The following is a 25,307-nucleotide window of genomic DNA, read 5'->3' on the forward strand; positions in this document are numbered from 1 at the left end:
GGTTGTTACGTTCTCCTGACGGATGAGTGTGTTGCGTATGCGGGGTATATAAGGGGCCGGACGCGCTGATTCAATCGGGGGACTATTTCAAACTGTGTACGGCGGAGTATGGCAGAGGATCTGGCGGGGGCTGTGAGCTAGAGCGTTGCAGGATGTAAGAAAGGTTATGTGGGGTTGCAGGGGGCTGCTTTGCAGCCCAATCGCCGGCAAGCCGGCTCCCACAGGTACACCACAGTTCTGAGGACTTGTGCTGTTCTGTGGTAGCCGGCTTGCCGGCGATGAGGCCGGTACTTACTGCGAATACGTGCGCAGGAAGTTGCCAATCCGGCCAATCGCCGCTTCCAGGTCATCCACCCGCGGCAAGGTCACCACGCGGAAGTGGTCCGGCCACGGCCAGTTGAACGCCGTGCCCTGGACGATCAGCAGTTTTTCCGACAGCAGCAGGTCCAGCGCGAACTTCTCGTCGTTGAGGATCGGGCAGACTTTAGGGTCGATCCGCGGGAAGGCATACAGCGCACCCATCGGCTTGACGCAGCTCACCCCTGGGATGTCATTGAGCAGCTCATAGGTGCGGTTGCGCTGCTCCAGCAGCCGGCCTGGGGGCAGCACCAGGTCATTGATGCTCTGATAGCCGCCCAGCGCAGTCTGGATGGCGTGCTGGGCCGGCACGTTGGCGCACAGGCGCATGTTGGCCAGCATGTCGATGCCTTCGATGTAGCTCTGGGCGTGGTGCTTGGGCCCGGAGATGATCAGCCAGCCGGAGCGGAAGCCCGCCACCCGGTACGACTTGGACAGGCCGTTGAAGGTCAGGCACAGCAGGTCCGGGGCCAGCGACGCGGTGCTGATGTGCACGGCCTCGTCATAGAGGATCTTGTCGTAGATCTCGTCGGAGAACACCACCAGGTTGTGCTGGCGTGCCAGCTCCAGCATGCCCAGCAGCAACGCTTTGGAGTAGACGGCGCCGGTCGGGTTGTTCGGGTTGATGATGACCAGGGCCTTGGTGTTCGGGGTGATCTTGGCCTTGATGTCTTCAAGGTCAGGGAACCAGTCGGCCTGCTCGTCGCACAGGTAATGCACCGGCTTGCCGCCAGCCAGGCTCACCGCGGCGGTCCACAGCGGGTAGTCGGGGGCCGGGATCAGCACTTCGTCGCCGTTGTTGAGCAGTGCCTGCATCGACATGACGATCAGCTCGGACACACCATTGCCCAGGTAGATGTCCTCAATGGTGACGCCTTCGATTTCCTTCTGCTGGCAGTACTGCATCACCGCCTTGCGCGCGCTGAACAGGCCTTTGGAGTCGCTGTAGCCTTGGGCGGTGGGCAGGTTGCGGATCACATCCTGGAGGATTTCGTCCGGCGCTTCGAAGCCAAACGGCGCCGGGTTGCCGATGTTCAGCTTGAGGATGCGGTGGCCTTCCTCTTCCAGGCGTTTGGCGTGCTTGAGCACCGGGCCGCGAATGTCGTAGCAGACATTGGCGAGCTTGTTCGATTTGCTGAACTGCATGATGTGATCCCGATTGAGAATACGCGGTGCGCCGCCGTCGAAAGGTTTGAAAGGGCGGGGCGCGGGTGCCAGACTTGAGGCCTTGCACACGAAGCCAACTAATATACGTGCCACCCGCGCTACGGAAAAGACGGCGCGAGGTGAAATTCAGCCTGCCGAGGTCCCTACATGCAAAAGATCGACAAAACCCTTGAACAATGGCGTGCGATGCTCGACCCGGAGCAGTACCAGGTGTGCCGCCTCAAAGGTACCGAGCGGCCGTTTACCGGCAAGTACAACAGCGAAAAACGTGCGGGTACCTACCATTGCATCTGCTGCGACCTGCCGCTGTTCGATTCGACAACGAAATTCGACTCTGGCTGTGGCTGGCCGAGTTTTTACGCGCCGATCGAAGACAGCGCGATGATCGAGACGCGCGACACCTCCCACGGCATGATCCGCACCGAGGTGACCTGCGCGCAATGTGACGCCCACCTGGGCCATGTGTTCCCCGACGGCCCGCCACCGACCGGCCTGCGTTACTGCATCAACTCGGTGTGCCTGGACTTCAAACCGCGTGACGGAGCCTGACCATGGCTGAATCGATGCTGGACATCCCCTGCGTGACCTTGGCCGGTGAGCGCAAGGTGCTGGGCGACTTTGCAGGCAAGGCGCTGCTGGTGGTCAATACCGCCAGCCAGTGCGGCTTCACCCCGCAGTACAAGGGGCTGGAGCACCTGTGGCAGCTTTACCGCGAGCGTGGCCTGGTGGTGCTGGGTTTCCCGTGCAACCAGTTCGGCAAGCAGGAGCCGGGGGAGGCGCGGGAGATCGCGCAGTTCTGCGAGCGCAATTTCGGCGTCAGTTTCCCGCTGTTTCGCAAGGTGGAGGTCAACGGCCCGGGGGCCCACCCGCTGTTCGTCGAGCTCAAGCAGCGTGCGCCAGGCCTGCTCGGGTCGCAGAAGATCAAGTGGAATTTCACCAAGTTTCTGTTCGAACCGGCCAGCGGCAAGGTCACGCGCTATGCGCCAACCACCAAGCCGCAGGCACTCGAGGCCGATATCGAGCGCATGCTCAGCCGCTGAGCGGCACCCAGTGGTCGATCAGCGCCAGTAGTTCTTCACGCCGGAACGGCTTGGCCAGGTAGTCGTTCATGCCCGCCGCCCGGCAGCGCTCGCGCTCTTCGGGCATGGCGTTGGCGGTCAGGGCAACGATCGGCAGTGCTGGCCAGCGGCCGCTCTGGCGGATGCGTCGGCTGGCCTCGTAGCCGTCCATCACCGGCATGTTGCAGTCCATCAACACCAGGTCGAAGTCTTCCTGCTCGAGCCATTCCAGCGCCTCGACGCCCTGGGTGGCCACTTGCACCAGGCAGCCGAGCTTGGCCAGCATGCCCTTGGCCACCAGTTGGTTCACCGGGTTGTCCTCCACCAGCAGAATGCGCGCCCGGCCGTCGGTGGCGGTGAGTGCGGGGATGGCCAGCGGGTGTTCGGGTGCATGGCCCTGCAGGGTGCGGCGCAGTGTCTGATACAAGGCATTGCGTGCCAATGGGCGGGCCAGCTGATGCAACGGGGCCAGTTGCGCTGCCTGTTCTGGCGACAGGAAATTGCCGTAGGCCGTCACCAGCAGGATCGGTGCTGTCAGCGCAGGGCGCAGCTGGAACAAGTGGTCCAGGTCGTCGGTGATCAACAGGTCGATGGTACCGCCCGCCAGTGCCTGGGCACTGTCATGCCTTGAGTAGCTCAGGCCCCAGCGCGGCAGCACGTCCTGCAGCAGTTCGCCAAGGCCGCTGGCGGCGTTGCTCAGCGCCACCACGCGGCCCTCCAGCGGCGCAGGTGCAATGGCCTCGGTGTGGGTGGTCAGCGGTAATTCGGCGCTGAAGCAGCTGCCCAAACCTGGTTCGGAGCGGATGTGCAGGTGGCCCTGCATGGCTTTGCACAGGTTGCGGGTCAGTGCCAGGCCCAGGCCCGTGCCGCCATATTGGCGGGTAATGCCGGCGCCGGCCTGTGTGAACGGCTGGAAGATGCGTGCCTGTGCATCTTCGGCAATGCCGATGCCGGTGTCGCGCACTGCCAGGCGCACGCCGCCGACGATGGTGGTCAGGCACACGTCGACGCGGCCGAACCGGGTGAACTTGAGGGCATTGGACAGCAAATTGCTCACTACCTGGCGTACCCGGGTCGGGTCGCCCAGTACCGAACTTGGAAAGTCACTGGCGATCAGGCAAGTCAGCTCGACGCTTTGCGCGGCGTTCTGCGATAACAGGTTGGCGGTGTCCTCCACCATCGCGCCCAGGTCGAAGGGGATGCGTTCGAGTTCAAGCTGCCCGGCATCGAACTTGGACAGGTCGAGAATATCGTTGAGCAGTTCCACCAGCACCTTGCCCGAGTCGTGGGCAATCGACAGCTGCTGGCGCTGCTCACTCTCCAGCGGGCTGTCCAGGGCCAGGGCGATCATGCCGAGCATGCCGTTGAGCGGGGTGCGAATTTCATGGCTCATGTTGGCCAGGAACGCCGCTCGGGCCTGGGCCATGTCCAGGGCGCGCTGACGGGCTTGCTCCAGCTCCTGGTTGGACTGGCTGAGGCGGCTGTTGCTGGCCTTGAGCTCTTCGGTGCGGGCCGAAACGATGTCTTCCAGCTCGTTGAGGTACTGGGTCAGGCGGTTTTCGGCGGTGCGCCGTTGCTGGATTTCTGTAGCCATGCTGACCAGTTGCTGGTTGGCGACCTTTACCAGCACGCCGATTTCATCGAGTTCGTGGCCGGGAGGGCAATCAAGGCGGGTTTGCCCGGGGTGGCGGGGGTCGCGGCCGCTGAGTGCGCCGATCACTTTCACCAAGGGTTTGGTCAGCATCATGTAGAACAGTGCCAGGAGGATGCCGGTGAGCACCAGGCTGCGGGCAAAGCCGTTGAGCAGCGTGACCCCGGCGCGGTCCAGGAAGCGGCTGCCGAAGGCGAAGGTGTCGACGTCCAGGTACAGCGTGCCGAGGTACTCTTCGGGCATATGGGTAAGGAACAGGCGCTCCTGGAACTGGCGCTGTTCGCCGAACAGAAAATCGCTCAAGGGCCGGTAGCTGTCCTGCAGCCGGACGCGTTGTACATCGGCCAGTACGGTTTCGTTGTTGTCGATCAAGCGCGCGCGGAACACGGCCGGTGACTGCAGCAGGCCCCGGGTCAGCTCCAGGGCCAGTTCCGAGTCGATGTTATAGGCGATGCGCGAGGCCGGGTTGTGGCTGATTTGCAGTAATGCTTGCACTTCACGGTTGATGGATGCGTCTTCGCTGGCATAATCGATGCCGATCTGGATGAGACTGAGCAATGTTCCCAGGATGAAGCCGACCAGGACTGTCAACCGGGCTTGCTTGTATGACAGGCGATTGGTGAACTTGATATCCATGAGCCCCGAGCCGGTTTCACGTCCCTTGCGCTGCGCAAGCATAGCCGATCAGCCACGGCTGCTGGTGGGCCTGTCGCACATTCAGCTTCAAATCTCACCTGTCTTGCTAGGAGTCGTCATGGACGCCCGCTTGAATGCTTTTCTGGAACGCGCAGAGTCCGTGCTGGCGCGCCTTGAGCCGCTGTTGCCGGCACCGCGTGCGGACATCGACTGGAACACTACGCTGGCCGCCCGCTGGCAGCGCGATGGCCGTACCGGCTATTTGATGCCGCTGCAAGTGAGCCTGGACATCCGGCTGACCGACCTGATCGGCGTCGACAAGCAACGTGACCAGCTGGGCCGCAATACCCATCAGTTCATCAATGGCCTGCCGGCCAACCATGCGCTGCTGTGGGGCTCGCGTGGCACCGGCAAATCGTCGCTGGTGCGCGCGCTGCTGGCCGAGCACGCCGCAGCCGGCCTGCGCCTGATCGAGATCGAGCGTGACCATCTGGCTGATTTGCCGCGTGTGGTCGAGCAACTGCAGAAGTTGCCGCAACGTTTTGTCCTGTTCTGCGACGACCTGTCGTTCGAAGCCGGGGAGGGCGACTACCGGGTGCTCAAGAGCGTGCTCGACGGCTCGCTGGAGCAGGCGCCGGACAACGTGCTGTTGTACGCCACCTCCAACCGCCGCCACCTGGTGCCGGAAAAAGAGAGTGACAACGAAAACTGGAAGCGCGTCGACGGCGAACTGCACCCCAGCGAGGCGGTGGAAGACAAGATCGCCTTGTCCGACCGTTTTGGCCTGTGGCTGTCGTTTTACCCCTTCACCCAGGAGCATTTCCTCGATGTGGTCGAGCACTGGATAGGCCAGCTGGCGCGCTCTGCCGGCCTGGCCTGGCAGCGTGACGAAGCACTCGACATCCTCGCCGTGCGCTGGGCCACCGGCCGCGGCAACCGTAATGGCCGTTGTGCCTACCAGTTCGCCCGTTATTGGGTGGGGCTGCAATTGTTGGAGCAGAAATAAATGATCGACCTCAATGCCAGTGGCGCCGGCCTCGACGGCTATGACCTGCTGGCTGCGCAAGTGCAGGCGCTGTTCGCCGACGAGCGTGACTTCATCGCCAATGCCGCGCAGTTTTCGGCGTTTTTGTACAACCAGGTGGACGACCTGAACTGGGCCGGGTTCTACCTCAACCGTAATGAAGAGCTGGTGCTGGGCCCGTTCCAGGGCCAGGTGGCTTGTGTGCGCATTCCGTTCAGCCGCGGCGTGTGCGGTGCGGCGGCGGCCACTCGGCAGACCCAGCGGGTGGAAGACGTGCACGCCTTCCCGGGGCATATTGCCTGTGACAGCGCATCCAATAGTGAATTGGTGATTCCGCTGGTGAAGGAGGGCAGGCTGATTGGTGTGCTCGATTTGGACAGCCCGAAGCTGGCGCGCTTCAGTGAAGCGGACCAGCGGGGGTTGGAGCGGCTGGCGGCGGTCTTCCTGGAGTTGACCGACTGCTAGCCTGCGTTATCAGGGCTGCTGCGCAGCCCCTCGCCGGCAAGCCGGCTCCTACAGGGGCTGCGCAGCCCCTCGCCGGCAAGCCGGCTCCTACAGGGGCTGCGCTGTATCTGTGGCTTGCCGGCGTTGTTCACATCAATCGTAGATGACCCGCTTTTTCCAGGTTTCTTCCTGGTCTGTCTTGAGCCCTTGGGTCAGTGCGTTTTCGTCATTCTCGGCCGGCTCCATCTGGTCCAACACCTGGGCATTGGCCCGGGCCAGCAGTTTCTCCAGGTAGGTCAGCTGCTCTTCATACACCTTGGGTTCAGGCTGTTTGCGCAAATACTGCACACCGCGCTCGAACGCCAGGCGCGCCTGGCCTGGCTGCTCTTGCTGCAATGCCTGCTGGCCCAGGTTGTTGAAGAACTCGATGTGCAGCAGCACCAGCAGGTGGCGAATCTCCTTTACCCAATGCTTGCCCTCGGTCGTTTGCAGGACGTTCTCCTGGGTGGCCTTGACGATCTGCGTGTGTAAAGCCTCCAGCAAGAAGCGCACATCCTTGGCTTTGGCCTCGGTCAGGATCGGGGTGGGCGGGTTGTTCACCGGGATTCGCTCGCCTTGGGCAACCAGGCCTTCCAGTTCGGCGATGCGTGCTTTGAGTTCGGCATTGTTCTTGTCCAGCGCCAGTTGCCGCTGATCGAGGTTGAGCTCCAGGCGCGTGAGCAACAGCTTGAGCGCCGGGGTCATGAACTGGCCGGGGAAGGTCTCGGTGATTTCGCCACAGCGGCGCACGCGGTCGGCGAGTTCGATCTTCAGCCGCGCGCGTTCCAGTTTGCTGTTCTCGACCACGTTGTTGAGGTAGCCGATCACGATCAGCAACGCGATACCCGCAACGATGAGCAGTGTGATCAGAAGTGGTGTCACCGTTAACGCCTCATCAGGAAGTTTTACATTGAGAGTGTAGCGAACAGGCCAGCCAGGGCGCCACGTGACTCTGTGTCGGCTCGTCGCCGGATTTCTCCAGTGATGGCACTTTGCGTTCAGCCCGCCAGAAAATCAACGCCAATCCTTGGGCACGCCTTTCGAGCACCCTATATAGAGAGCGAAGTCATTGATTTAAATAAATTTCTAGAAAAGGGTTGACGACCTTTCAAGGCATCCATAGAATGCGCGCCACTTGCAGCGTAAAGCACACAGCGGAACGCGGCAGGGAGTGAAAGCAGGCAGTAATGCTTGTAGCGTGTCCCCTTCGTCTAGTGGCCTAGGACACCGCCCTTTCACGGCGGTAACAGGGGTTCGAGTCCCCTAGGGGACGCCATTGCGGGAATAGCTCAGTTGGTAGAGCACGACCTTGCCAAGGTCGGGGTCGCGAGTTCGAGTCTCGTTTCCCGCTCCAGTTTCTCCTGCAGCGCCTCACGGCGGGGCAGGAAAAGAAAACCCAGGGTGAATCGTGAGGTTCAAATCTGGTGCACTGTAAAGTGTTGTGTGTCCCCTTCGTCTAGTGGCCTAGGACACCGCCCTTTCACGGCGGTAACAGGGGTTCGAGTCCCCTAGGGGACGCCATTTGCGGGAATAGCTCAGTTGGTAGAGCACGACCTTGCCAAGGTCGGGGTCGCGAGTTCGAGTCTCGTTTCCCGCTCCAGTTTAAATACTGTGGCGTCTATGCGGTGCAGTGGTGGTGAAGGTCGTCAAGACGCTTCACGCCGAAAGCGGTAAAGCTTCACAATGCGGGAATAGCTCAGTTGGTAGAGCACGACCTTGCCAAGGTCGGGGTCGCGAGTTCGAGTCTCGTTTCCCGCTCCAAATGTAAGACGAAAAAAGGGACCTCTGGTCCCTTTTTTTGCGTCTGGATTTTTTGCCATGGACGGCGTGAGTACGCCGATGCCCCTGGAGCAGGGGCGATGCCGTGCTCAGCGGTAAGTGATGGTGAAATTCAAGGCGCCTTCGGCCACACCAGGTTTAACCGTTGGGGCGGTCTGAACGTAGCGTGCCTGAAAGTCCAGGCGGGTCAGGCCGACGTCAAGCTCTTTGACCAATTGGTCGGCCTCCAAGGGCATCGGTGAGCCGTCGCCGCGTAGAATCTGGATACCGATGCCTGCAGCATCCGAGGTGGTGGTCAGGCTGAACAGACCTTGGTCGGGGTCAATGGCGCTGGATCCTCGGACACCGTCGAGTTGCAGGTAGATATCTGCGCGTTTGGCGCCCGGCGTACTGTTGTCCTGGCAATCGTTGAGGGTGATATGGAAGGGGGTGGCCGGCGTGTGCGTGCCGACGCCCTTGAAGTCATCTACCTTGTGATCGCCCAGCAGGACAGGGTCGGCACTGACCGCATCGGCTTTGAGAGTGCACTGTGCGCGATTGACCGTCGCTGTTAGCCGATAATCCAGCACCTTGCCCAGGTCGTGGACAAAGCCATGGAACATCTCTCCACTGACCCGCTGCGGGCCTGGGTCAATATCTCCGGTCTTGATGAACAGCGCTTGGCCGTTGACCGCGCTCAGTTGCGCTGCGAACACAGTATCTTGGGTCATGGCCCCGGAGTAGGGAATGGCAGTGCCGTCGTCCGGTGTGAAGCTGTTGCTACTAGCGCCATTGTACGGGATGCCCATATCGATGTAGACACCCACGCCCGGGATGTTGGTTTGCAGCACATGGCCATCGACGTTTTTGCCGTCGACCGGTGGCAGGCTGCCGCTGAACAACGGTGCAGTGTTGAGAAGCCTGGCGGTCACCGGGGTGACGGGATTATAGAAGCATTGCAGCGTAGTGCCCTGTTCATTGCGGGCGAACAGGTTGGCTTTGCCGATGAGTGCTCCGACCGGGGCGTCGCGCGGGACCCAGAACGTGCCCAGGTCTTTTTGAAAGGTCAGGTAGGTGGGGCCGCCAGCGGCAAATGCGCAGCTGCCGTGGGCGCTGGTGGACGCCAGGCCGAGCGCCAGGTTGCACAGGATCAAGGCGAGTGGGTGCAGGTGGCTGCGGCAAGATGAGGTCATGAGGTGTGTCCCTGTGGGGCGTTGGCGGAAGCCGGGTCGGTGTCGTCAGCTGAGTGCGGTAGGCAATCGATCGTTTGCATGCGATAGCCGTCGCTGACCGGCATCGCGCGTGCATCCAGCGTCACATGGCATTTCTGGATTTCGATGTCGCCCCAGTGCACCTGCAATTGCTGCTGGCCGGGTTCGGTGGTGGCCAGCAGTGTTTGTCCGGCTTGGCCGACCACACCCAGTGCCTGGCCCTGGGTATCGCTGACCTGAGCGCCGAACGGCAGCGGCCGGCCGTCGGGCTGCTGCAGGGTAAGGACCATGCGCACCACTTTGCGTGCATCGAAACGGGCTTTGATCACTGCGCCCCGGCGAGGCACCACTTGTTGGCTGGCATTGTCGATGACCACTTCGGGTGATAGCTGGTCGGTGTCCAGCACCAGTGAATTGATCCGGTAGGGGTTCAGGTGTGAGACCAGCAGATAGCCCTGCTCATCGGTGCGTGCCGAGGACGCATTCTGCACACCGACGTTGGCGACGTTGGGAACATGGACCAGGGCAGGGTTCTCGCCCAGGTAGCTGCCCAAGGCGATGCCGTCGGCATGTACCAGCAGCGCACCGCTGGCGTTCAGCGACAGGCTGCGTTGGTCGTTTGCTTCGCTGTAACCCACGCCAAAGCTGCCTTGGCTGCCTTGATACGCGAGCGCCACAGCGCCGCTCTGGCGGTTGTTCTGGTCGCTGGCGAGCGAAGCATGGTAGCTGAGACGATCATCCAGCAGGCCGCCCTGCAGGCTCGCCCGCTCGCTGTGCTTGCCGTCGGAATGTTGCAGGCTGAACGAGGCGGTGTGCGGGCGGCGGCCGAAATCAAGCGGCAGGCTCAGGCTTACCCCGAACAAGCGGCTGTTGGTATTGCGCGCGCTAAGCGATTGAGAGGCGAACAGGTTGATCGCCAGTTTGTCCACGCGTGTGTTGTACTGCAGCTGGTACTGGCGGCGCTGATAGTCGCTGCGCCAGTAGTCTTCCTGGGACAGCGTCAGGCTCAGTGAGCTGCTGCGCCCAAGGTTCTGGTACATCGAGGCTTCGACCCGGCTGCGCCGGCTGCCTGCAAACCGAGCATCGGCATAGCGCTGCTGAACGGACTCGTCAAAGTCGCGATAGCCCTCGGTGGAATAGCGGTAGCCTGCAAAGCGCAAGCTGGTGCGGGTCTGGAAGCTCTTGCCATAGCGCAGGCTATAACTTTGCCCCTGGACGCGGCCAAGCGTGCTTCCCAAGTCTGTATTGGCTTGGGTGGCATCCAGTGACAGCGCGCCCAGCTCGCCAAAGTCACGGGCCATGCCCAGTGCTGTGGCGCGGTAATGGTCGCTGGCGAGCACGCCGCCGTAGAGGGTGGTGTTCCAGGCGCCGCCGCGGGCCAGCGTGCCCTGCCAGAAGCGCGGGTTGTCGAGGTGCTTCGCGCCATTGTAGTTGCCGGCTGTGGCGGTGTAGTGCCAGACGCCTTCACGCAACAGGCTGCCCAGCGATGAATAGGGCTGGATGAAACGGCTGACCTGGCCATCGCTTTCCGTGACCACGACTTCCAGCTCACCGTTGCCGGAGCCGACACTCAGGTCATCGATTTCATAGGGCCCGGGCGCGACGTAGGTCGAGTAGATTGCAAACCCGCTGCGCAGCACTTCGACCTTGGCCCGGCTCTGTGCGACACCGCGGATTACCGGAGCGTATTGGCGCATGGTGTCGGACAGCATGCCCTGGTCCGAGGCCAGGCGTGCACCGGAGAAGGCAAAGGTGCGAAATACCTCGCCGCTGGTAAAAGTCTCACCCAGCGTGAGGTTGGCATACAGGCCGGGCAGGTCGCGCTGTGCGTAGGTGTCGGTGCGTGTCCAGCGGCGCAGGCCTTCTTCATTCTCGCGCAAGGCCTGCTGGCTGCGTAGGCGCCAGGGCCCCAGGTTGAGCCCGCTGCTCAGGTAAAGGTCCTGGCTGCTGGAGTTGCGCCCGTCGCGTCTGGTGCTGTGCTGGGCAGACGCCTGGTAGTTGACGAAGGCAGCATTGATCCCAGTATCCCAACGCTCCTGCGGCACGTTGCCCGAGCGGTCCTGGCGCAGGGCGATCTGTGGAATGGACAGCGACAAGCGCAGTTGCGACGGGTCGAAATCGACGCTCGCTTGCGGGATCAGCGCTGGCAGGTCGACACAGCGATCGTCGTCGGGCAGGGGCGTTTCCAGTGCCTGTTCACGCAGGTTCAGAGTGCGCAACAGTTCGCTGGTCAGGCAGGCTTGCAGGCCTGTACCTTGGGTGGCCTCATGGAATTCGATCTCGCGTTCTTCGACGGGCGTGAGGTTGACCAGCAGTGCCACGCGATAGCGCCCGGCTGTCAGCGGCGTCTGGGCCGCCAGTGTCTGCAGCGCGAGCGCACCGGCTTCTGCCGCCTGGCCAGGGGGTTGGCGCATGAAGCCTGCCTGGAACTGTGCAGGAAGGTCGGCGGCAAGAGAGGGGGCGCTCAGCACCAGGGTCAGGCAACCGCCCATCAATGGCGGTTGCAGGGCGAAGCGCAGGCGCGACGGCAGAGGCCTGCGCCGGTCAAATTGGAGCATGGGAGGGTCCTGAACTGCGCTACCGATCAATGCCTGGGCGCGGTCGGTGAGCGATGTGTGGTGCGTGGGTTGAGCAGCGGCGTACCGGCCGCATCAGGGCCTGGGTACAGCGTGTTCGAGGGCGCTAGGTTAGGCTGGCGCGGGGAGGTGGGATGTAGGAAAGGTCTTTGCTTTGCGGTGGAGTCGTCCACGTAATGCAATGAACTCCCGCCGCAATGCGCAGCGGGAGTTCATATCAGTTAACGCTTTTGTTAACTCTATTCGATCCTCCACTCCGTGCCGTTATTTCTCCAGGCTATTTTTTGACCTAGACCTACTAAGGTAAGGTCAGCCGGAATCGGTCTCCATGGACTGGGCGGCACTGATTCGAGAACGGTATTGGAACCGCCACCCTTTTGAGAGTTGTTCGACTGCGGATTCCTGCGAGAGCTTGGAGGGGTATGTGGGGGCGACTGATGGTTTTCATTGGTCTGCGGACCCGGCCCTTCAAAGTTGTCTGACGAACTTGACGAACTTGACGAATTGCGGTGCTGGGGCCCCTGGCTGGACTGCTGGGGCCCCTGGCGGGACATGGGCGGTGGATTTCGCGGCGACTGCTGCGAATTTGTGTTCTTGGGGGGTTGGAAGTCGTCGACATTCTTGAAGAAGGCCTTTTTCGCCGCCTGATAACCGGCCATCGCCTTCGCGGATTGGGCGGCCCTGGCTGTGCGCAGTGCAGCGCGGACGCTATTGATCCCCACACCCCCGACGAAGCCGCCCAGAAAGCTGAGCCCATAGGCAATGTAGCCCAAGTTGGCATTATCGTCGTTGGTCGCCGTCAAGTAGGCTTGAATGCCTAGCGCCGCTGCGTTGGCAGCTACTCCGCCTATTCCTGCAATATAACCGAGGGTGATACCGATGCTCGCCGGTGCCGTCCAAGGCATCGTGATTACTGATACGCCCAGCATCAAAGCGGCGATGCCCACCCCCAACCATGCGCTCCACGGCGTCTTCGGCTTCTCGGGCGGGTCGACATACGAGGGGGGATCGCGATGCGGCGAAACGCCCTCAGAGCGGTGCCCGGTTGGGTCGCGCCAGTTGACTGGGTTGCCCAGGGCATACAGGTAGGGGTTGACTCCCGACTCTTCGGGGCTAAACGAGTCCGGGCTGTGGAAACGCATCAGCGCGGGGTTGTAGGCGCGATAGCCGCTGCCTAACAGGTACCAGCCAAGTACCTCCTCGCGGGCTTCGCCATTGAATGCCAGGAGGCTGCGCATGCCGTTGTCTTCAGGCCGTTCGCCGTAGGCGCTATAGTCTGCATGGCGGGTGCCGTCAGCATCGCATTCGCCGATGACGCTGCCGGGCAGGTCGCTTAGCAGCAGTTGCGTGGCGGCGGGATCTGTAGGGTAGCGCTGTACCCCCAAGGGTTGGTTTGCGCCATACAGGTACTGTGTGAGCACACCGTCTTGCGAGGTGCACTGCAGTTGTTGGCCCAGGAAGCGGCGGGCGTCCTGCCGGGTGCCACGGTGCAGCGAGCCCACCAGCACATTATGGCCATCGTACTGGTATTCGACCAGAGGCGTCAGCCCGTCGGCATCCAGCACTCGTTGCAGGCGGCCGAGGGCGTCGTACTCCAGCTTGCGTCCTTGCTCGTCATTGAGCATGTTGCCGAGTTCGTCGTAGTCGAAGGCTTGCTCTTCGGGGTAATCCTCAAGCAGCCGATGCTTGACTCCTGACAGTTTGAAACTGCCATCGGAGGCATAAGTAAAGTCAGCCCTGTCGGTGTTGCCATCGGCAAATACGGTTTGGCAGCGGGTGAGGTTGTCCAGCTCATCGAAGCGGAACAGCTGGCTGCTGATCGGCCGCCCCTTGGCATTGCACGGCAGTGCCTCCCCTTCACAGTAGTGCGCGACCAGGCGGTCGAGCTCATCGTATTCGAAGGTTTCCTTACGTACCTCTTTACCACCGCGTTCCAGGGTGCGGTTTTGCAGCATGTCGTTGTCCAGCCAGGTCAGGGTGATGACCTGTATTTCACTGCCGGTTGCGCTCAGGGTTCGTTTTACCTCGCGTCCCAGCGAGTCATAGTCCTGCGTGCACTGCACATGGCGCTCGGCATTGGCGCTGTCGCGGGTGGTGGTACAGGCGAGCAAACCTTGGCTATTGTATTCGAACGCCGCTTGCAGGGTGCCCTGCTCGATGCTGGTGACCCGGCCCAATGCGTCATGGCCATAGATGCTGTCGTGGACATCGGAGTGCTCGAGGGCCCTGATTTGGCCTTGCAGCGAGTAGCGGTAGTCGCTGTGATGCTTGAGCTGGCCGGCGACCTTCCAGGATTCTGCTGCCAGGTAGCCCTGATCGGAATACTGGTATTCGCGGCTCCCATTGCTGTTGCCAGCAGTGGAAATGTCTGCGCTCAGCGGTTCGTATGCAAAATTGGCTTGCAGAGTGCTGTTGGTCAGTACCTGCTCATCCATTTCGATACTGGCGTTCACGTGAGTGGGTTGCGCGGTCAACTGCGGTAAGTACTGATAGCCGATCACCCGCTTGCGCATGCCCTTGGCGGTGCTCTGGAGGGTGTAGGCGGTGCGTTTTTCCACCAGCTGGGTTGTGCCGTGGTAGGTGTATTCTTCTACCCGCGGGCCTACTTTGAGTTTGGCCAAGCGATCCAGGCCGTCGAACGCTCGCTCGCAAACCGTCTGGCTGTCGCTGGCGCCCGCCTTGCGCACCTGCAGCGAGGTGGTCAGCTCGCCGGTGCTCTGCGGGGCAAAATGACGGATCAGTGCGGTGCCGTCCGGGCGCACGGTCTCGGCCATACGCCCCCAAACGTCGTAGACGTATTCGGTGACGCGTCGTGCTGCCTGGGTGCTGCTCTCAGTGAAACTGAACGTGTCTTTGATACAGCGGCCAAGCCCGTCATACACGAAGTCCGTGCGGCCCGCCTGAATGGCTGGCTGGTCGCCCCGCTCGAGCTGGCGATACTCGAAGACCGGTTTATTGAAGGCATTGAGTTGGCTGACTTGTAGCTGTTGCTTGACCCCCGGTGCATCCGGGCTCTCGCGCCAGCGAGTGACAAGATCGCCACCGTCACCGAAAGGAGTTGCGTGCGTCACCTCCTTGATGCCATCTGGGCGAAGCACCTCGCTGCGCGCGCCCCAGCCGTCGTAACCATAGCTGTAGTTGCGGGTCACATCTGGCGCTAGCGCCTGAGTACCGACGATGTCAGGCGGGTAGTCGTAGAAGGTTTCGCCGATCAGGCGGCCCACCGAGTCATAGCGCTGTTGTGACACAGTGTACTGGAGGCGCTGTTGCGGGTTGCCCGGGGCACTGACCTCACGCTCTTCCCTGATCTGCCGGTTCTGGCCGTCGTAGACGATGCGCGTGAGCACTCCTTTGGCATCGATGACTTCTTCGCAGGTGCGTGTGCGGCCGTCTTCGCTCAGACGCGGATAGGCAAAGCGGCGGGTCGCCTTGTATGCCGGTTCGTCTGGCGCTGTGGTGTGCTCCACGACGCGATTGAGCACATCGTATTGATAGCGGTTGACCACGCCCAGGGTGTCTTGCTCTTCGACCAGTTGGCCACTGAGGATCGACTGTGCCGAACGAGTGGTGGCCTCCAGGGTGCCGCACGGCGCACTGTAGGTCTCCCGGGTCTGCATCCAGGTAGGTTGCCCTGCAGGGTCATTGATCAACTCATAGCGCCAGCGGCGGCCCGCCGAAACACCATTCATGCTGAACTGATGCTGATCGATTCGGCCGTGCAGAAGTGGCTTTTCAGGCATGTTCAAGTAAGTACGATGATTGCTGTGCAACAGCGTCTCATGTTCCTCGCCCTGCTCGGGGGTGACCGCGAAGGTGTCTTCCTGCTCGAGCGCGAGCCAGCCATCAGGCAGCGCGTTGTAAGTGCTCTGGCGCAGGCCGGGCAGCTGCACATAGCGGTAACGATTACGTTTGATCGGGGCTGCTGGCAGCGTGTCATCATCAACCGGGGCCGGGTAGACAGTCTCGCACTTGAGGTTACGCACGAAACCTTCCGGGTCTGCCGGGCAGCCGTCGCTTTGCTCCTTGGGATAGTACTCGCGCACGGTGCGCATGCCATTGGCCTGAATTTCTTCAACCAGATTGCCGCTGGCGTCATAGCGGGTTAGCTGGGTTTCATCGCGACGGTCTTGCGAGTTGCCTTCCAGGGTGAAGGTCTTGGTGACCTTGTGCGGCAACTGGAAATAATTCGGCTGGTCTGCGAATTGCCGATTGGCCAGTTCGTGATAGGTGGTGCTGACGGTTTCGATGCAGCCTTGCTGGGTGGTGACCTGTTCGGTCATCAGATGGAAACGGTTGAAACTGCGCTTGACGGTGCGCAGTACCTGGCCATCAAGGTAGTGGCTTGCCGTGGATTCGTAGCTGAAGCCGGCCTGTGTCGATTTGTAGAGGTTGTCTTCGCCGCCTTCGGTCCAAGTGACGCCCGCGCCGTTGCCCAGAAAGTTGTTGCTGCTGAAGGTGTAGGTGTTTTTCATGTGGGTTGTTTCATCCAGCGGATCGGGCTGGAGAACATGTTCGGCGGCATAGGGCAGTGTTTGTGCAACCCCGGGAAGCGCGTGGCCGTCTTCCTTGTAAGTCACTGTCTCGACACCACCTACCGGGTTGCTCAAGCGGGTCAGGTAGTACGACCCGCCGATGGCTCGATAGCTGAACTCCCATCTGGCCTGGTCGGCACCGGGCAAAGTCATACTGATCAGTTGGTCGCCTTGCAGGCCCAGGCTGAACCGGGCTCGGGCGTCAGTCTCTGGTTGCAGGTCCAGCAATACCTGGTCGTTGCGGCCGTAGTCGATGTTCAGCAGGGTGCGCTGGCTGTCGTCTCGAATCGTCGCCAGGCAAGGCTGGCCATTGACCGGGGTGTAAAGCAGGTCGATACCATGCCCCGAAGGCGCCAGCACTCGAACCGGCAGGGCCACTTCAAAGTTGGGGGCCTGTGGCTCAAGGATCTCGGTGAGCCCAGACTTGTGCGCGATGCGAAAGCGTTTTTTTTCCCCCTCGCTGATATTGCGGAACTGGAAGCTTTCCAGCTTGCGCTCCGTGATAACGGCGGTTTCTCCCGGGCCATTGTCGGCGACATGGAAGCTCTCGCCGGTGTGCAAGTCAAGCATGCCGTTGGGCACGCTGAACCTGGTCAGTTTCAAGCTCCAGCCGATGCCAAAGCCGGTGTTGCGTTCGTTCAGGGGGTTGAAACCCAGTTGCAGGGGCAGGTTGGGGCCGCACAGCGCGTTGGCGTTGAGCTCCGGCAAATCGATACCGAGCGTATATTGGCCGGTGCGTGGATCGACGCTGCCTTGAACGAAACTCATGAAGTTGAACGCATTGGAATGCAAAGACATACCGTGTTCCTCGTGAAACCACTCAGCTCAGCGGGTGGGGGGGGTAGGTGAAGTTACAACGACCACTTTGCCGAGGGTGTCGCGCTTGACTGTACCCGTGCTTTTGCCCTCTACGACGATACCCAAACCCTCTTTGATAAAGTCGTTGGCAATATAGGTGTTGAAGAAATAATCAACATCCTGATTGTTCAAGCGTGCCGTATGGTGCGTGGTTTTCAAGCGCAAACTCCATTCGGGTTCACCCGCCTTCATATTTCTGGAATACAAGGTGATCAGTGATGCAGACGGTATGTCGTCCATTTGAATTTTGCGCGGTGTGCCAAGTCGAGTGTCGCCGCTTGTCAGGTCAAGTGTGAAGGTGCCGCCCTTGGTAATTACAGGGATGTTGAGTGCCCGGGAATCCTGGTCGGGATCGGTAACGATAATGACCCCTGATTGAAGCGGAGTATTTTCATGTGTCATGACAGAAACCTCATTGGTTAAGCGCTTCACTCATCTGGGTGTGAGTCGCCAATGTCAGCGCAGGTTCGCGCGCAGGGCCTGTAAAGCCTGATCAAAGGCTAGGAGAGTTGGCCTTAAGGCGCACCTAGTAGTTTTGCCAGTTGTCCGGCTTATTCAGGGCGGTTTATAACTGAGTTCAGATCAGTCGCAGGCGGTACACGGTGGGCAGGGGGTAACGCCTTCATTATTTATCAACCGTCAACGGCGTTATTCAGCCATTACCACGGTTGGGTATCCACCGTCTTTAATCCGAGGTCGTTAAACATGAGTGCGCAGCACAGAGCATTGCTCGAGGAACCAGAAGTTCCTGATTTGAATGAATATGATGAAGTTGATCTGACGGCATTGGGTGGCCGGAACCTGATGACCTACATTAAATATACCGGTATGCAAGATGGAGACTTTGTTCGGCCCCGTTGGGTGGGTGCCAGCCCGTCCGGCGAGGCGTTTGATGATGTTACAGCGCAGCTTCAAGTTGGCCCGGAGGATGTGGCCAATGGGCTTGAGGTCACTATCCGCAACGACAGGCTCCGTGCCGCCGAAGGGGGTTGGGCGTTCTACTCTTATCAGGTCAACGATGGGCAGGAGTCCCTGCGTAAGTTCTGTTACGTAGGGCTGCGCGCACGGACCGAACCGGAAACCCTTTCGGTGCTGCATGCCTTGCCGTCACATGGCTTGACACTTCAGCCAGGTGCCTTGCCCGCCGGTGGGGCAATTACGATGCTAGTTGCACCGTATCAGGCCATGCAGGTAGATGACACGATCACGCTGCAACTGGTGGGGTATGACGAGGACGGAGTGGAGGATAGCGTTTGGTCGCGTACGCTGACCGTGACAAAAGACCATTTCGACAAGATTCCATTGTCTGCCGATGTGCCCAAAAACTGGTTCGGTTTCTTGGAAAAAGGCTACATGGAAGGCTTCTACCGCATTGACCTGGTGGACGGTGGTAGTGTCGATTCGCCTCTGCAGCGCTGGGAAATCGACTCGAAGGCAACGTTGCCCGACCTGCTCGCTGCCCCGCGCATCGAGGGCCACAGCGAAGGTGACCCTCTGGACCCGACACAGTTTCGCAATGGTTTGGCCATTGCGGTGCCGGCGTATCCAGGTATGCAGGTGTCTGACCATGTTGTCCTGCATTGGCGCAGCCCGGCGGGTGATTTGGTCCAGGCGGCGCGGGTCGATCCCAGCAGCCTGGCTGCCGGCTCGCTTTTTTTTCGAGTGCCCGTCGAGAATGTGATGCAAAACGCCGGTAGCAGTGTGCGATTGAGTTACCTGTATGGACGTAAGGGAGGCAACTTGAGCTCGAGTGAGCTTCAGGTGACTGTGGCATTGATACGGTCGCTGCCTGCCGCCGATGTAAGGGGTGCCATTCCAGAAGGCCCGGCTGATGCTGGCCGCATCCCCGGCCTTGAAGCCAAGGACGGGGTTTACGTCGTAGTGCCTGCAGACACGCTGGCCCCAGGGGAGCTTGCCGAGGTGCACTGGATGGGCCAGTCAGCGCTAGGCCAGTACATAGCCAAGGAGCCGGTCAGCCCGGCCAACCCGCTTCGCTTCTTCATTCCCAAAGACTATGTGCCAGCCAATTTTGGGCGCGGCGAAAAGGACGAGTCCAGGCGCTTTCAGGTGTTTTACCGGCTGATCGGTGCTACCGGCCAAGTCGACTCGGCGCCCTACAACCTTCGGATTACGCCGGTGCCCAGCACCAGCTACCCACAGATTACCTGCACGCAGGCCGATGCAGGTGGGCTCTCTCTGGCGAAGGTACCGGCAGCGGGGGCCGACCTGGCGTTGGGCACTTGGCTGTTCGGTAAGCAGGGCCAATTGCTGACAGTTGCGGTCAGTGGCGTGACCGCGACGGGCGAGGTCGAAGAGGTGATTCTGGACAGCGCTCCTGTCACTGCCGAGCAAGCCGAGAACGGCGTAAGGGCGAAGTTGCCCAAGGCATTTCTGGAAGGGTTGACAATGGGCGAAAGTTTTACCATTTCGCCACGGCTCAGTTTTGACGGCGGCGTTTATTTCACGCCGTTTAGAAGTATCACACTGACGTTGAACCGCTAGAACCAACTGACCGACCGCCCTGTGGCCAACGCATTGCTACTGCGCCATTAAGGGCGTCTGCGGATACCAAACAACGTGCGTCGTACCTGTTTTCTTTAGGCATTTACATGGCCTGAGGACAGGTGTCGCTCGCCTGTTAATGAAGACTCGATTGTCTGGAGATACATTAAATGGCCAAGCCCACACTCGAAGAATATTTGTCTTACCTGAGCGTCGAACCCCGCACGAAAGGCTGGGGCGCCTTGCTGGTTTATGACCGGTTTAAAACCAACATGCTGTTGGCGCAAGAACATATCGAACGGTTTGATGGCAGTCACTGGTTGAAACCGATCAGCCTGCGGGTGGAAACGGAGGGCGGCAGCTGGACGGATATTTCTGAGTTGACGCTGGACAAGCCCAGCCTGTCGTTCGTCAATTCCAGCATCAGTAGTTCGGCTGCCCGTTTAAGCATGCACGTGTCGGGGGGCAAGTTCAAACAACTGCGCAGAACGCCCGGCAGTGGTCAAACAGAACTGGTAGGGCTTTCGCGGCTCGATCCGTTGAGCGCCCCGGCTGTACGCATGAACATCAACCTCAATCAAAGTAATAACGGTACGATCACGGATGAAGGGCGAGTGACCTTGGACCTCTCCCAAGGGTCGGCTTATACCTTCGAAGTGTCGAGTTGGAAAGACTTGAACGAAAAGGTCGGCAGCGCCATTCAGCGCACCTTCGCAGCGCTACCGGCCGAGGAGCGGGTGTGGGAGCTGAATATTCTCAAGCCTGTCGAGGGCGAACTCAAACCCACGTCTTTTGCGGTGCGTACCCATTCGTTGGCCAAGGCTGGGCAATCGATCGTCAGCAGTGATCCGGCTGAGCTGGACGAGGGCGCAGTGGTGGTCGGCGTCGCGTTCAATGGTGCACGGGGGGGCGACTTCCCAACCCGGGACGAGGACATGCCGTACTTGTTGCCGGAGTCGGGTTCCTCGGATCCGTTCACGATGAACCTGCTGGTGGGCAACGATGTCTGGAGCAAACAGGTGCTTGCCCAGATGTTCAAGAAAGTCCCGGGTTATGAAAACGAGCAACCGGAGTATGAGTCGCAGGCGGGTTTCATTACCCAGCTGACTTGGCCGGGGCTCACCCTTACAAGCCCCGAGCAGACACACCGTTTTTCAACGCCTCCTTTGTATGAAGGGTTGGACGGTGCAATTACCGCCAGGCGCATCGATGGCTTCAAAGCATGGCGGTTTGATTTGCTGAGGACCTCGGTGAACATGACGCTTGCTTCAAAGGGCGGCGTTGTTGTGCTGGAGTGGAAAGGTCAATGGCCGCCGTCTGAAGAGGATCACCCGGTTCTGGAGTCTGACGAGTTTATCTGGAGAGCCGATGGGGGTAATGGCAGTCTGGCAATCAAATATCCGGTGGCGATTGACTATACGTGTCGGCAAAACTTTGCACTTGAACTCGAGACCGCTGGCGAGCACAAAGGCCGTGTCAAAGTGGTGAAAAAAGAACAACAGATCGATGTTGCTCTGGCTCAATACGACGGTCGGCAATTCGTGTGGTTGGAAGAAGTATTCAAAACAGCCCAAGACCTTTTCAAAACTTCTTTCAAAAACGCGTTCGATCAGGTGGTTACGGCGGTTGCGTCGGCAGGCGCGTCTATCGATGTGCTGCGGTTGAACGGTTTGCTGTTCCGTAGCGAGCAAATCGCTGAGCCTCGGAACCTGCAGGTACCTGGCGACCTGTCATTGCTGGGTACTTTGGCACCGAAGCTCACCGCATTCGCCGTCGAACCGCTGGAAGCCACGCTTTCTGCGGGCACCACACAGACCTTTAGGCTGGCGCCACTTCCTGGTGCAGCTGTGGCCTGGAGCCTCGATCACCTGCCAGGTGAGTCAGGGGACAAGGGCACCATTGCCAACGGTGTTTACACCGCGCCGGCAAGCGACGCGATCACGGGGACGTCCAAGCGGGTCATCGTTACCGCAACGGCCGGTGATCAGGTCAGCCGGGCGTTGGTGACCGTCGTGCCGCAGGGCGTTTCGGTTTTCCCCTTCATGCTCAGCGGCCAATTCTCTGACCAGTCGCCTGCCAAACCATCCCGTTACGTTGTGGTCGGCGGCAGCCTGGGCGCTCCGTTGAGCTGGGCGATGAAGCCGGGCTCCAAAGGCACCCTGCGGTTACCGGGCGCTGAAGATTCGGACCTGGACATTCCGGTGGACAAGGAAACGCGTATCTACGTCGCCCCAACCAGACAGCCGGGGGCTTCCGGTACAGTCGATTTTCTGATGCAGCTGGACACGGTCACCGTGAGCTCGGGGGCACACACAGAGGCCATGGATGTGGTTATTCCGTGGACAACCACCACTGCCGAGATAAGGGTCACTGCGCAAACGGACAATACCCTCAAACTGGCCTTGTGGGTACAAAGTTGGGACGAGGGCGATGTGGAGATACCGCCTGCGGACACGCAGTGGTTTCTGGTCAAGGGCGAGGGCGATCTGTCAACGACAGGGATCTACACGCCGGGTGCGGAAGGTGACTACATCATCGTTGCCGCGTTTGACAAGACTTCCACGCGGCTCCCTCTATGGGACTACGCAGTGCTGCCCATGCCCTACGAGCAGACCCACATCGAACTGGTCGAACATGTCCAGGTGCACAGCACTCAAAGGAGGAGCTGATCATGGCTGCCAACTCCAAACAAAACCTGCTCGATGAACTGGAAAAAGGGAGTGTGTTGCATGGCTGGGGCGCAATCCTGGCCATCGGGCGTGAGCGCTTCAATCAGTTGCTCCAGACACAATTTGTCGATGCCTTCGCGACGCAGGATTTTACCTTGCCGATCAGCGGCGAGTACTTCATGGAGAATCGTACCGAGAAGGTCGTGTTCGACAACCTCATGCTCGGCCCCCCGCAACTGTCGTTCAAGCATGCCAGCGGTAGAACGGCGCACGTCACCGTCAGCATGGAGTTGATCGCCGGTACCTGCCATGCGATCGCTCAGCATTCCGGGGTGCCAGCCTGGCTGCGTCGAAGTCATGTATTGATGCAGGGCATGGGTTACCAGTTGCAGATGCAGGCGGTGTTGAGGGTGATTCCCATACCCTTTTCCAGCCAGAGCCAGTTGATCCTGGACCTGAGCACTGTCACCGAGCCTACCTGTAATCTGGCCTCGTCCGAGATCGCCAGCCGTGCGATGGGAGACTTCATCAAGCAGCAACTTGATCAGCAACGCACTGAGTGGGTACTGCCTGTGCTGACACTCGACTTGCTGGGTTATGACGCGACGGCGATAGAGAGCTTCGATGTCGTGACCCAGAAAGCACCTGAGGGCGGCGGCAGTGGCGCCTCACCCGAAGACGATGGTGCAGTGCTGCTGTTGATGCAACTGCGCGGCAGTGCTGCCCGGGGGGACGTTCCTTCTGCGCTGCCCTACCTGTTGCCCGCGCTGGATGACGGGGGCGGCAACTACAACGCTGCCTTGCTGGTAGACCGCATGCGGGCGTCACTGTTGAGCCGGCGTGCCGAAAACACGCTGGCGCGGATAATGCTGGTGCAGGCTTATCAGGTGAGCATGGCCGAAGAGCATGTTGCGCATGATGCAATTCTGTTCGGTGACATCGGGGCCACTGCGCAAAGCGCAGACCTGCAACCTGCCCTGAGCAGTGTCGCGGCCTCGCGCCAGGTCAATTACCAACTCAAGGGAACACCCGCCGGTGCATGGTCGGCGCGCAACCTGCTTCATCCGCGAGCCTGCGGTGAGGTCGTCGAAGGCCGCTATACCGCCTCAGCGCTGAACGAGTTCGTCAGCCATCAACAAGTAGTGGTGGTCACTGCACACGTTGCCGGCGAAACGGGCAACAAGACCAGTACGGCCTTGGTGGTCGAGTCCAGCGACCCCTTGGCCATATCACCCAGGGTGGTGCTTTGGGGCGAGGGAGACGCTGCGATCAAGCTGAATGCGTCCCAGAGTGAAGGGGTGCAATGGTCGCTCGAGGGGGGGGAGCATGGCATCTTGCAGCCCGACCCTGCCGACCCGCGCATCGCCCACTTTGTGCCCAAGGACCAGGCGGGGGCGGCCCAGGTCGTGCTGCAGCGTATCAAGGTCAGCTGCGGCGCCGAGAGTGGTTATGCCACTGTGGTGATACTCAACCGTGCCCCAGTGCTGAAGGTTGAACCGTTTCATGTGAGCACGATGCCACCGAGCGGGATGCAGACGTTCACTTTGGCCGACTACCCCGCTGACCGGTGGGTACTGTTCGGTGCCGGCGAGATCGACTCGGCCACCGGCGCGTACACGGCGCCTGAAAGCGACGCGGGCGAAGTCAGCGTGGTCGCCGGTATCGCTGGCATACATTCCGGTTTTGCCGTTATCGAGCACCAGCCTAACAGGCCACAACAAGTGGCCAGCCTGCGGGCGCGCTGGAAGACGCTCAACAGGTTCGAAATTTCGCTCAACAACGCCAACCGCAACCGGGTGCTGGCCAATGGGCTGCAGCAGGTCGGTATCGACATTCTGATCGAAACCAACTCGTTCGAGGGCGATGAGGGTGTGGTCTGGGACCCAGTGAGTGATCTGGAACTCTCGACGCTGGTGATCCTGCATGAGGATGGCACTGAAGTCGATTATCTGAGTCCCGGGTGCGAAGGGCTTGACCCGGACGAAACCGGTTCCCCGAGGAAATGGGCGGTCAGCAAGGTTCGCAATCGCTTCGACTACTTGCCCACCGGCAGCACCCCGGCTGCGCAGGTGCCATTGCGCACGCCCGCTGATGCCAGGCGCACGGTGACTGTCTATGTACATTGCCTGGAGGCGGAAGTCAGTAAGTTCAAGGCCAAGTTCCAGGACCATTCCAATGGCTGGCACTACTCGCAGGAAAAGGACGAAACCAAGGGGGTCGTGCAACTTGAAGGGGTGCGTGTACCGGCACCGAGCATCAGCAACTACTCGATGGTGGCAAAACGTGTGGCCAGCCGAATGGGTTCGGATCACGGCCAGCCGCTGGATACCTTCAACTATTGGCACTACACCACCGATTACTGGGTGATCAGCGCCAGGGACGTGCAGTTTGCCAGCGCTCGTTTCGATCACGCCTCGATGATCAGGTGGGAAAGCGAACTGCTCAAGGAGTCGTATTGCACGTACACCGGCTTCGCCTTCAAGCCACGCCGTTACCCGGGTGCGGTACCTGCGTCTACGGGCATCGAGTATCAGGCTGAGTTGCAGTTGTTGGCGAAAGAGTCCTTGGTGAATTTCAAGGAACTGGATTACGGCTTCAAGGGGCAGGAAGACGTCGCCGAAGGCAGCCTGCTGTTAAGCCTGGATCGGGCGCCCAACCTGAACTACTGGTACGACACAGGCGGCAAGAAATACCGTGAAGTGCTGGACAAGCCATTGTTGTTCACCCTGATCGACAACTTTGGCATTGCGCACCGGCTCAAGGCCACTTTTGGCGGCGGAGCCGATGGCCGAAACACACTGACGCTTGAACTTCAGTAAGTGTTT

14 protein-coding genes and 5 tRNA genes are annotated in these 25,307 nt (G+C 60.4%); 12 read left to right on the plus strand and 7 right to left on the minus strand.

Translation table 11 applies throughout. The features are described from left to right. Positions 1–291: 291 nt before the first annotated feature. On the minus strand, positions 292–1,503 hold the full coding sequence (locus tag JOE27_RS23540) for a pyridoxal phosphate-dependent aminotransferase (protein ID WP_060508805.1): 1,212 nt from the start codon (positions 1,501–1,503) through the stop codon (positions 292–294). Between the two features lie 168 nt (positions 1,504–1,671). Between JOE27_RS23540 and msrB the strand changes: the two genes are divergently transcribed. Then, positions 1,672–2,073: a peptide-methionine (R)-S-oxide reductase MsrB gene (msrB, locus tag JOE27_RS23545; RefSeq protein ID WP_204920378.1), complete on the plus strand. Its 402-nt coding sequence runs from the start codon at positions 1,672–1,674 to the stop codon at positions 2,071–2,073. A 2-nt stretch (positions 2,074–2,075) separates the two neighbouring features. Further along, positions 2,076–2,564, plus strand: coding sequence for a glutathione peroxidase (locus tag JOE27_RS23550; protein ID WP_115275593.1), 489 nt, complete (start codon positions 2,076–2,078; stop codon positions 2,562–2,564). On the opposite strand, the gene JOE27_RS23555 is transcribed toward JOE27_RS23550, so the two are convergent. Then, positions 2,554–4,911 (minus strand): response regulator, encoded by a 2,358-nt coding sequence (locus tag JOE27_RS23555; protein WP_204920380.1) that lies wholly within the window; start codon positions 4,909–4,911, stop codon positions 2,554–2,556. The genes JOE27_RS23550 and JOE27_RS23555 overlap by 11 nt on opposite strands. Before the next feature lie 76 nt (positions 4,912–4,987). On the opposite strand from JOE27_RS23555, the gene JOE27_RS23560 reads away from it, so the two are divergent. Together JOE27_RS23560 and JOE27_RS23565 are read left to right on the plus strand one after the other, a co-directional pair. Continuing rightward, the gene (locus tag JOE27_RS23560) at positions 4,988–5,875 is read left to right on the plus strand and encodes an ATP-binding protein (protein WP_046786587.1); all 888 of its coding nucleotides are present in this window, start codon (positions 4,988–4,990) and stop codon (positions 5,873–5,875) included. Then, positions 5,876–6,358 (plus strand): GAF domain-containing protein, encoded by a 483-nt coding sequence (locus JOE27_RS23565; protein WP_046786586.1) that lies wholly within the window; start codon positions 5,876–5,878, stop codon positions 6,356–6,358. It begins immediately after the preceding gene. Between the two features lie 132 nt (positions 6,359–6,490). Here JOE27_RS23565 and JOE27_RS23570 read toward each other — a convergent pair whose 3' ends face one another. After that, entirely contained in the window at positions 6,491–7,258 is a 768-nt protein-coding gene (locus tag JOE27_RS23570) for a hypothetical protein (protein ID WP_046786585.1), read from the minus strand. Positions 7,259–7,576: 318 nt separating this feature from the next. Between JOE27_RS23570 and JOE27_RS23575 the strand changes: the two genes are divergently transcribed. From JOE27_RS23575 to JOE27_RS23595, 5 genes are all read left to right on the plus strand, one after another. Beyond that, a tRNA-Glu gene (locus JOE27_RS23575) sits at positions 7,577–7,652 on the plus strand. Positions 7,653–7,654: 2 nt separating this feature from the next. Further along, positions 7,655–7,730 (plus strand) — tRNA-Gly (locus JOE27_RS23580). 91 nt (positions 7,731–7,821) lie between these two features. Next, positions 7,822–7,897, plus strand: a tRNA-Glu gene (locus JOE27_RS23585). A 3-nt stretch (positions 7,898–7,900) separates the two neighbouring features. Beyond that, positions 7,901–7,976 (plus strand) — tRNA-Gly (locus JOE27_RS23590). An 85-nt stretch (positions 7,977–8,061) separates the two neighbouring features. Beyond that, a tRNA-Gly gene (locus JOE27_RS23595) sits at positions 8,062–8,137 on the plus strand. A gap of 107 nt (positions 8,138–8,244) precedes the next feature. Here JOE27_RS23595 and JOE27_RS23600 read toward each other — a convergent pair. The 4 genes from JOE27_RS23600 to JOE27_RS23615 all read right to left on the minus strand — a co-directional run bounded on the left by JOE27_RS23600 (position 8,245) and on the right by JOE27_RS23615 (position 17,713). Next, the gene (locus tag JOE27_RS23600) at positions 8,245–9,327 is read right to left on the minus strand and encodes a fimbrial protein (protein WP_204920382.1); all 1,083 of its coding nucleotides are present in this window, start codon (positions 9,325–9,327) and stop codon (positions 8,245–8,247) included. Next, positions 9,324–11,903, minus strand: coding sequence for a fimbria/pilus outer membrane usher protein (locus JOE27_RS23605; protein ID WP_196997687.1), 2,580 nt, complete (start codon positions 11,901–11,903; stop codon positions 9,324–9,326). Before JOE27_RS23605 ends, JOE27_RS23600 begins: the two co-directional genes overlap by 4 nt. A 257-nt stretch (positions 11,904–12,160) precedes the next feature. Next, entirely contained in the window at positions 12,161–17,251 is a 5,091-nt protein-coding gene (locus JOE27_RS23610) for an RHS repeat-associated core domain-containing protein (protein WP_115275598.1), read from the minus strand. Between the two features lie 27 nt (positions 17,252–17,278). Beyond that, positions 17,279–17,713 (minus strand): hypothetical protein, encoded by a 435-nt coding sequence (locus JOE27_RS23615; protein WP_115275599.1) that lies wholly within the window; start codon positions 17,711–17,713, stop codon positions 17,279–17,281. A gap of 303 nt (positions 17,714–18,016) precedes the next feature. Here JOE27_RS23615 and JOE27_RS23620 point away from each other — a divergent pair, with 303 nt between their 5' ends. From JOE27_RS23620 to JOE27_RS23630, 3 genes are all read left to right on the plus strand, one after another. Further along, positions 18,017–19,813: a hypothetical protein gene (locus JOE27_RS23620; RefSeq protein WP_115275600.1), complete on the plus strand. Its 1,797-nt coding sequence runs from the start codon at positions 18,017–18,019 to the stop codon at positions 19,811–19,813. A 170-nt stretch (positions 19,814–19,983) separates the two neighbouring features. Continuing rightward, entirely contained in the window at positions 19,984–22,482 is a 2,499-nt protein-coding gene (locus tag JOE27_RS23625) for a hypothetical protein (RefSeq protein WP_204920383.1), read from the plus strand. A 2-nt stretch (positions 22,483–22,484) separates the two neighbouring features. Then, on the plus strand, positions 22,485–25,301 hold the full coding sequence (locus JOE27_RS23630) for a hypothetical protein (protein ID WP_115275602.1): 2,817 nt from the start codon (positions 22,485–22,487) through the stop codon (positions 25,299–25,301). Positions 25,302–25,307: the final 6 nt, after the last annotated feature.

The organism is Pseudomonas sp. M5 (genome assembly GCF_016907075.1).
Classification (GTDB): domain Bacteria; phylum Pseudomonadota; class Gammaproteobacteria; order Pseudomonadales; family Pseudomonadaceae; genus Aquipseudomonas; species Aquipseudomonas putida_E.

What these genes read in the sequence shown, in the direction of transcription:
- JOE27_RS23550 (WP_115275593.1), top strand. Translation starts at nt 2,076, where the DNA reads ATGGCTGAATCGATGCTGGACATCCCCTGCGTGACCTTGGCCGGTGAG.
- JOE27_RS23620 (WP_115275600.1), top strand. Translation starts at nt 18,017, where the DNA reads ATGAGTGCGCAGCACAGAGCATTGCTCGAGGAACCAGAAGTTCCTGAT.
- JOE27_RS23565 (WP_046786586.1), top strand. Translation starts at nt 5,876, where the DNA reads ATGATCGACCTCAATGCCAGTGGCGCCGGCCTCGACGGCTATGACCTG.
- JOE27_RS23625 (WP_204920383.1), top strand. Translation starts at nt 19,984, where the DNA reads ATGGCCAAGCCCACACTCGAAGAATATTTGTCTTACCTGAGCGTCGAA.
- JOE27_RS23605 (WP_196997687.1), bottom strand. Translation starts at nt 11,903, where the DNA reads ATGCTCCAATTTGACCGGCGCAGGCCTCTGCCGTCGCGCCTGCGCTTC.
- msrB (WP_204920378.1), top strand. Translation starts at nt 1,672, where the DNA reads ATGCAAAAGATCGACAAAACCCTTGAACAATGGCGTGCGATGCTCGAC.
- JOE27_RS23610 (WP_115275598.1), bottom strand. Translation starts at nt 17,251, where the DNA reads ATGTCTTTGCATTCCAATGCGTTCAACTTCATGAGTTTCGTTCAAGGC.
- JOE27_RS23615 (WP_115275599.1), bottom strand. Translation starts at nt 17,713, where the DNA reads ATGACACATGAAAATACTCCGCTTCAATCAGGGGTCATTATCGTTACC.
- JOE27_RS23630 (WP_115275602.1), top strand. Translation starts at nt 22,485, where the DNA reads ATGGCTGCCAACTCCAAACAAAACCTGCTCGATGAACTGGAAAAAGGG.
- JOE27_RS23555 (WP_204920380.1), bottom strand. Translation starts at nt 4,911, where the DNA reads ATGCTTGCGCAGCGCAAGGGACGTGAAACCGGCTCGGGGCTCATGGAT.
- JOE27_RS23540 (WP_060508805.1), bottom strand. Translation starts at nt 1,503, where the DNA reads ATGCAGTTCAGCAAATCGAACAAGCTCGCCAATGTCTGCTACGACATT.
- JOE27_RS23560 (WP_046786587.1), top strand. Translation starts at nt 4,988, where the DNA reads ATGGACGCCCGCTTGAATGCTTTTCTGGAACGCGCAGAGTCCGTGCTG.
- JOE27_RS23600 (WP_204920382.1), bottom strand. Translation starts at nt 9,327, where the DNA reads ATGACCTCATCTTGCCGCAGCCACCTGCACCCACTCGCCTTGATCCTG.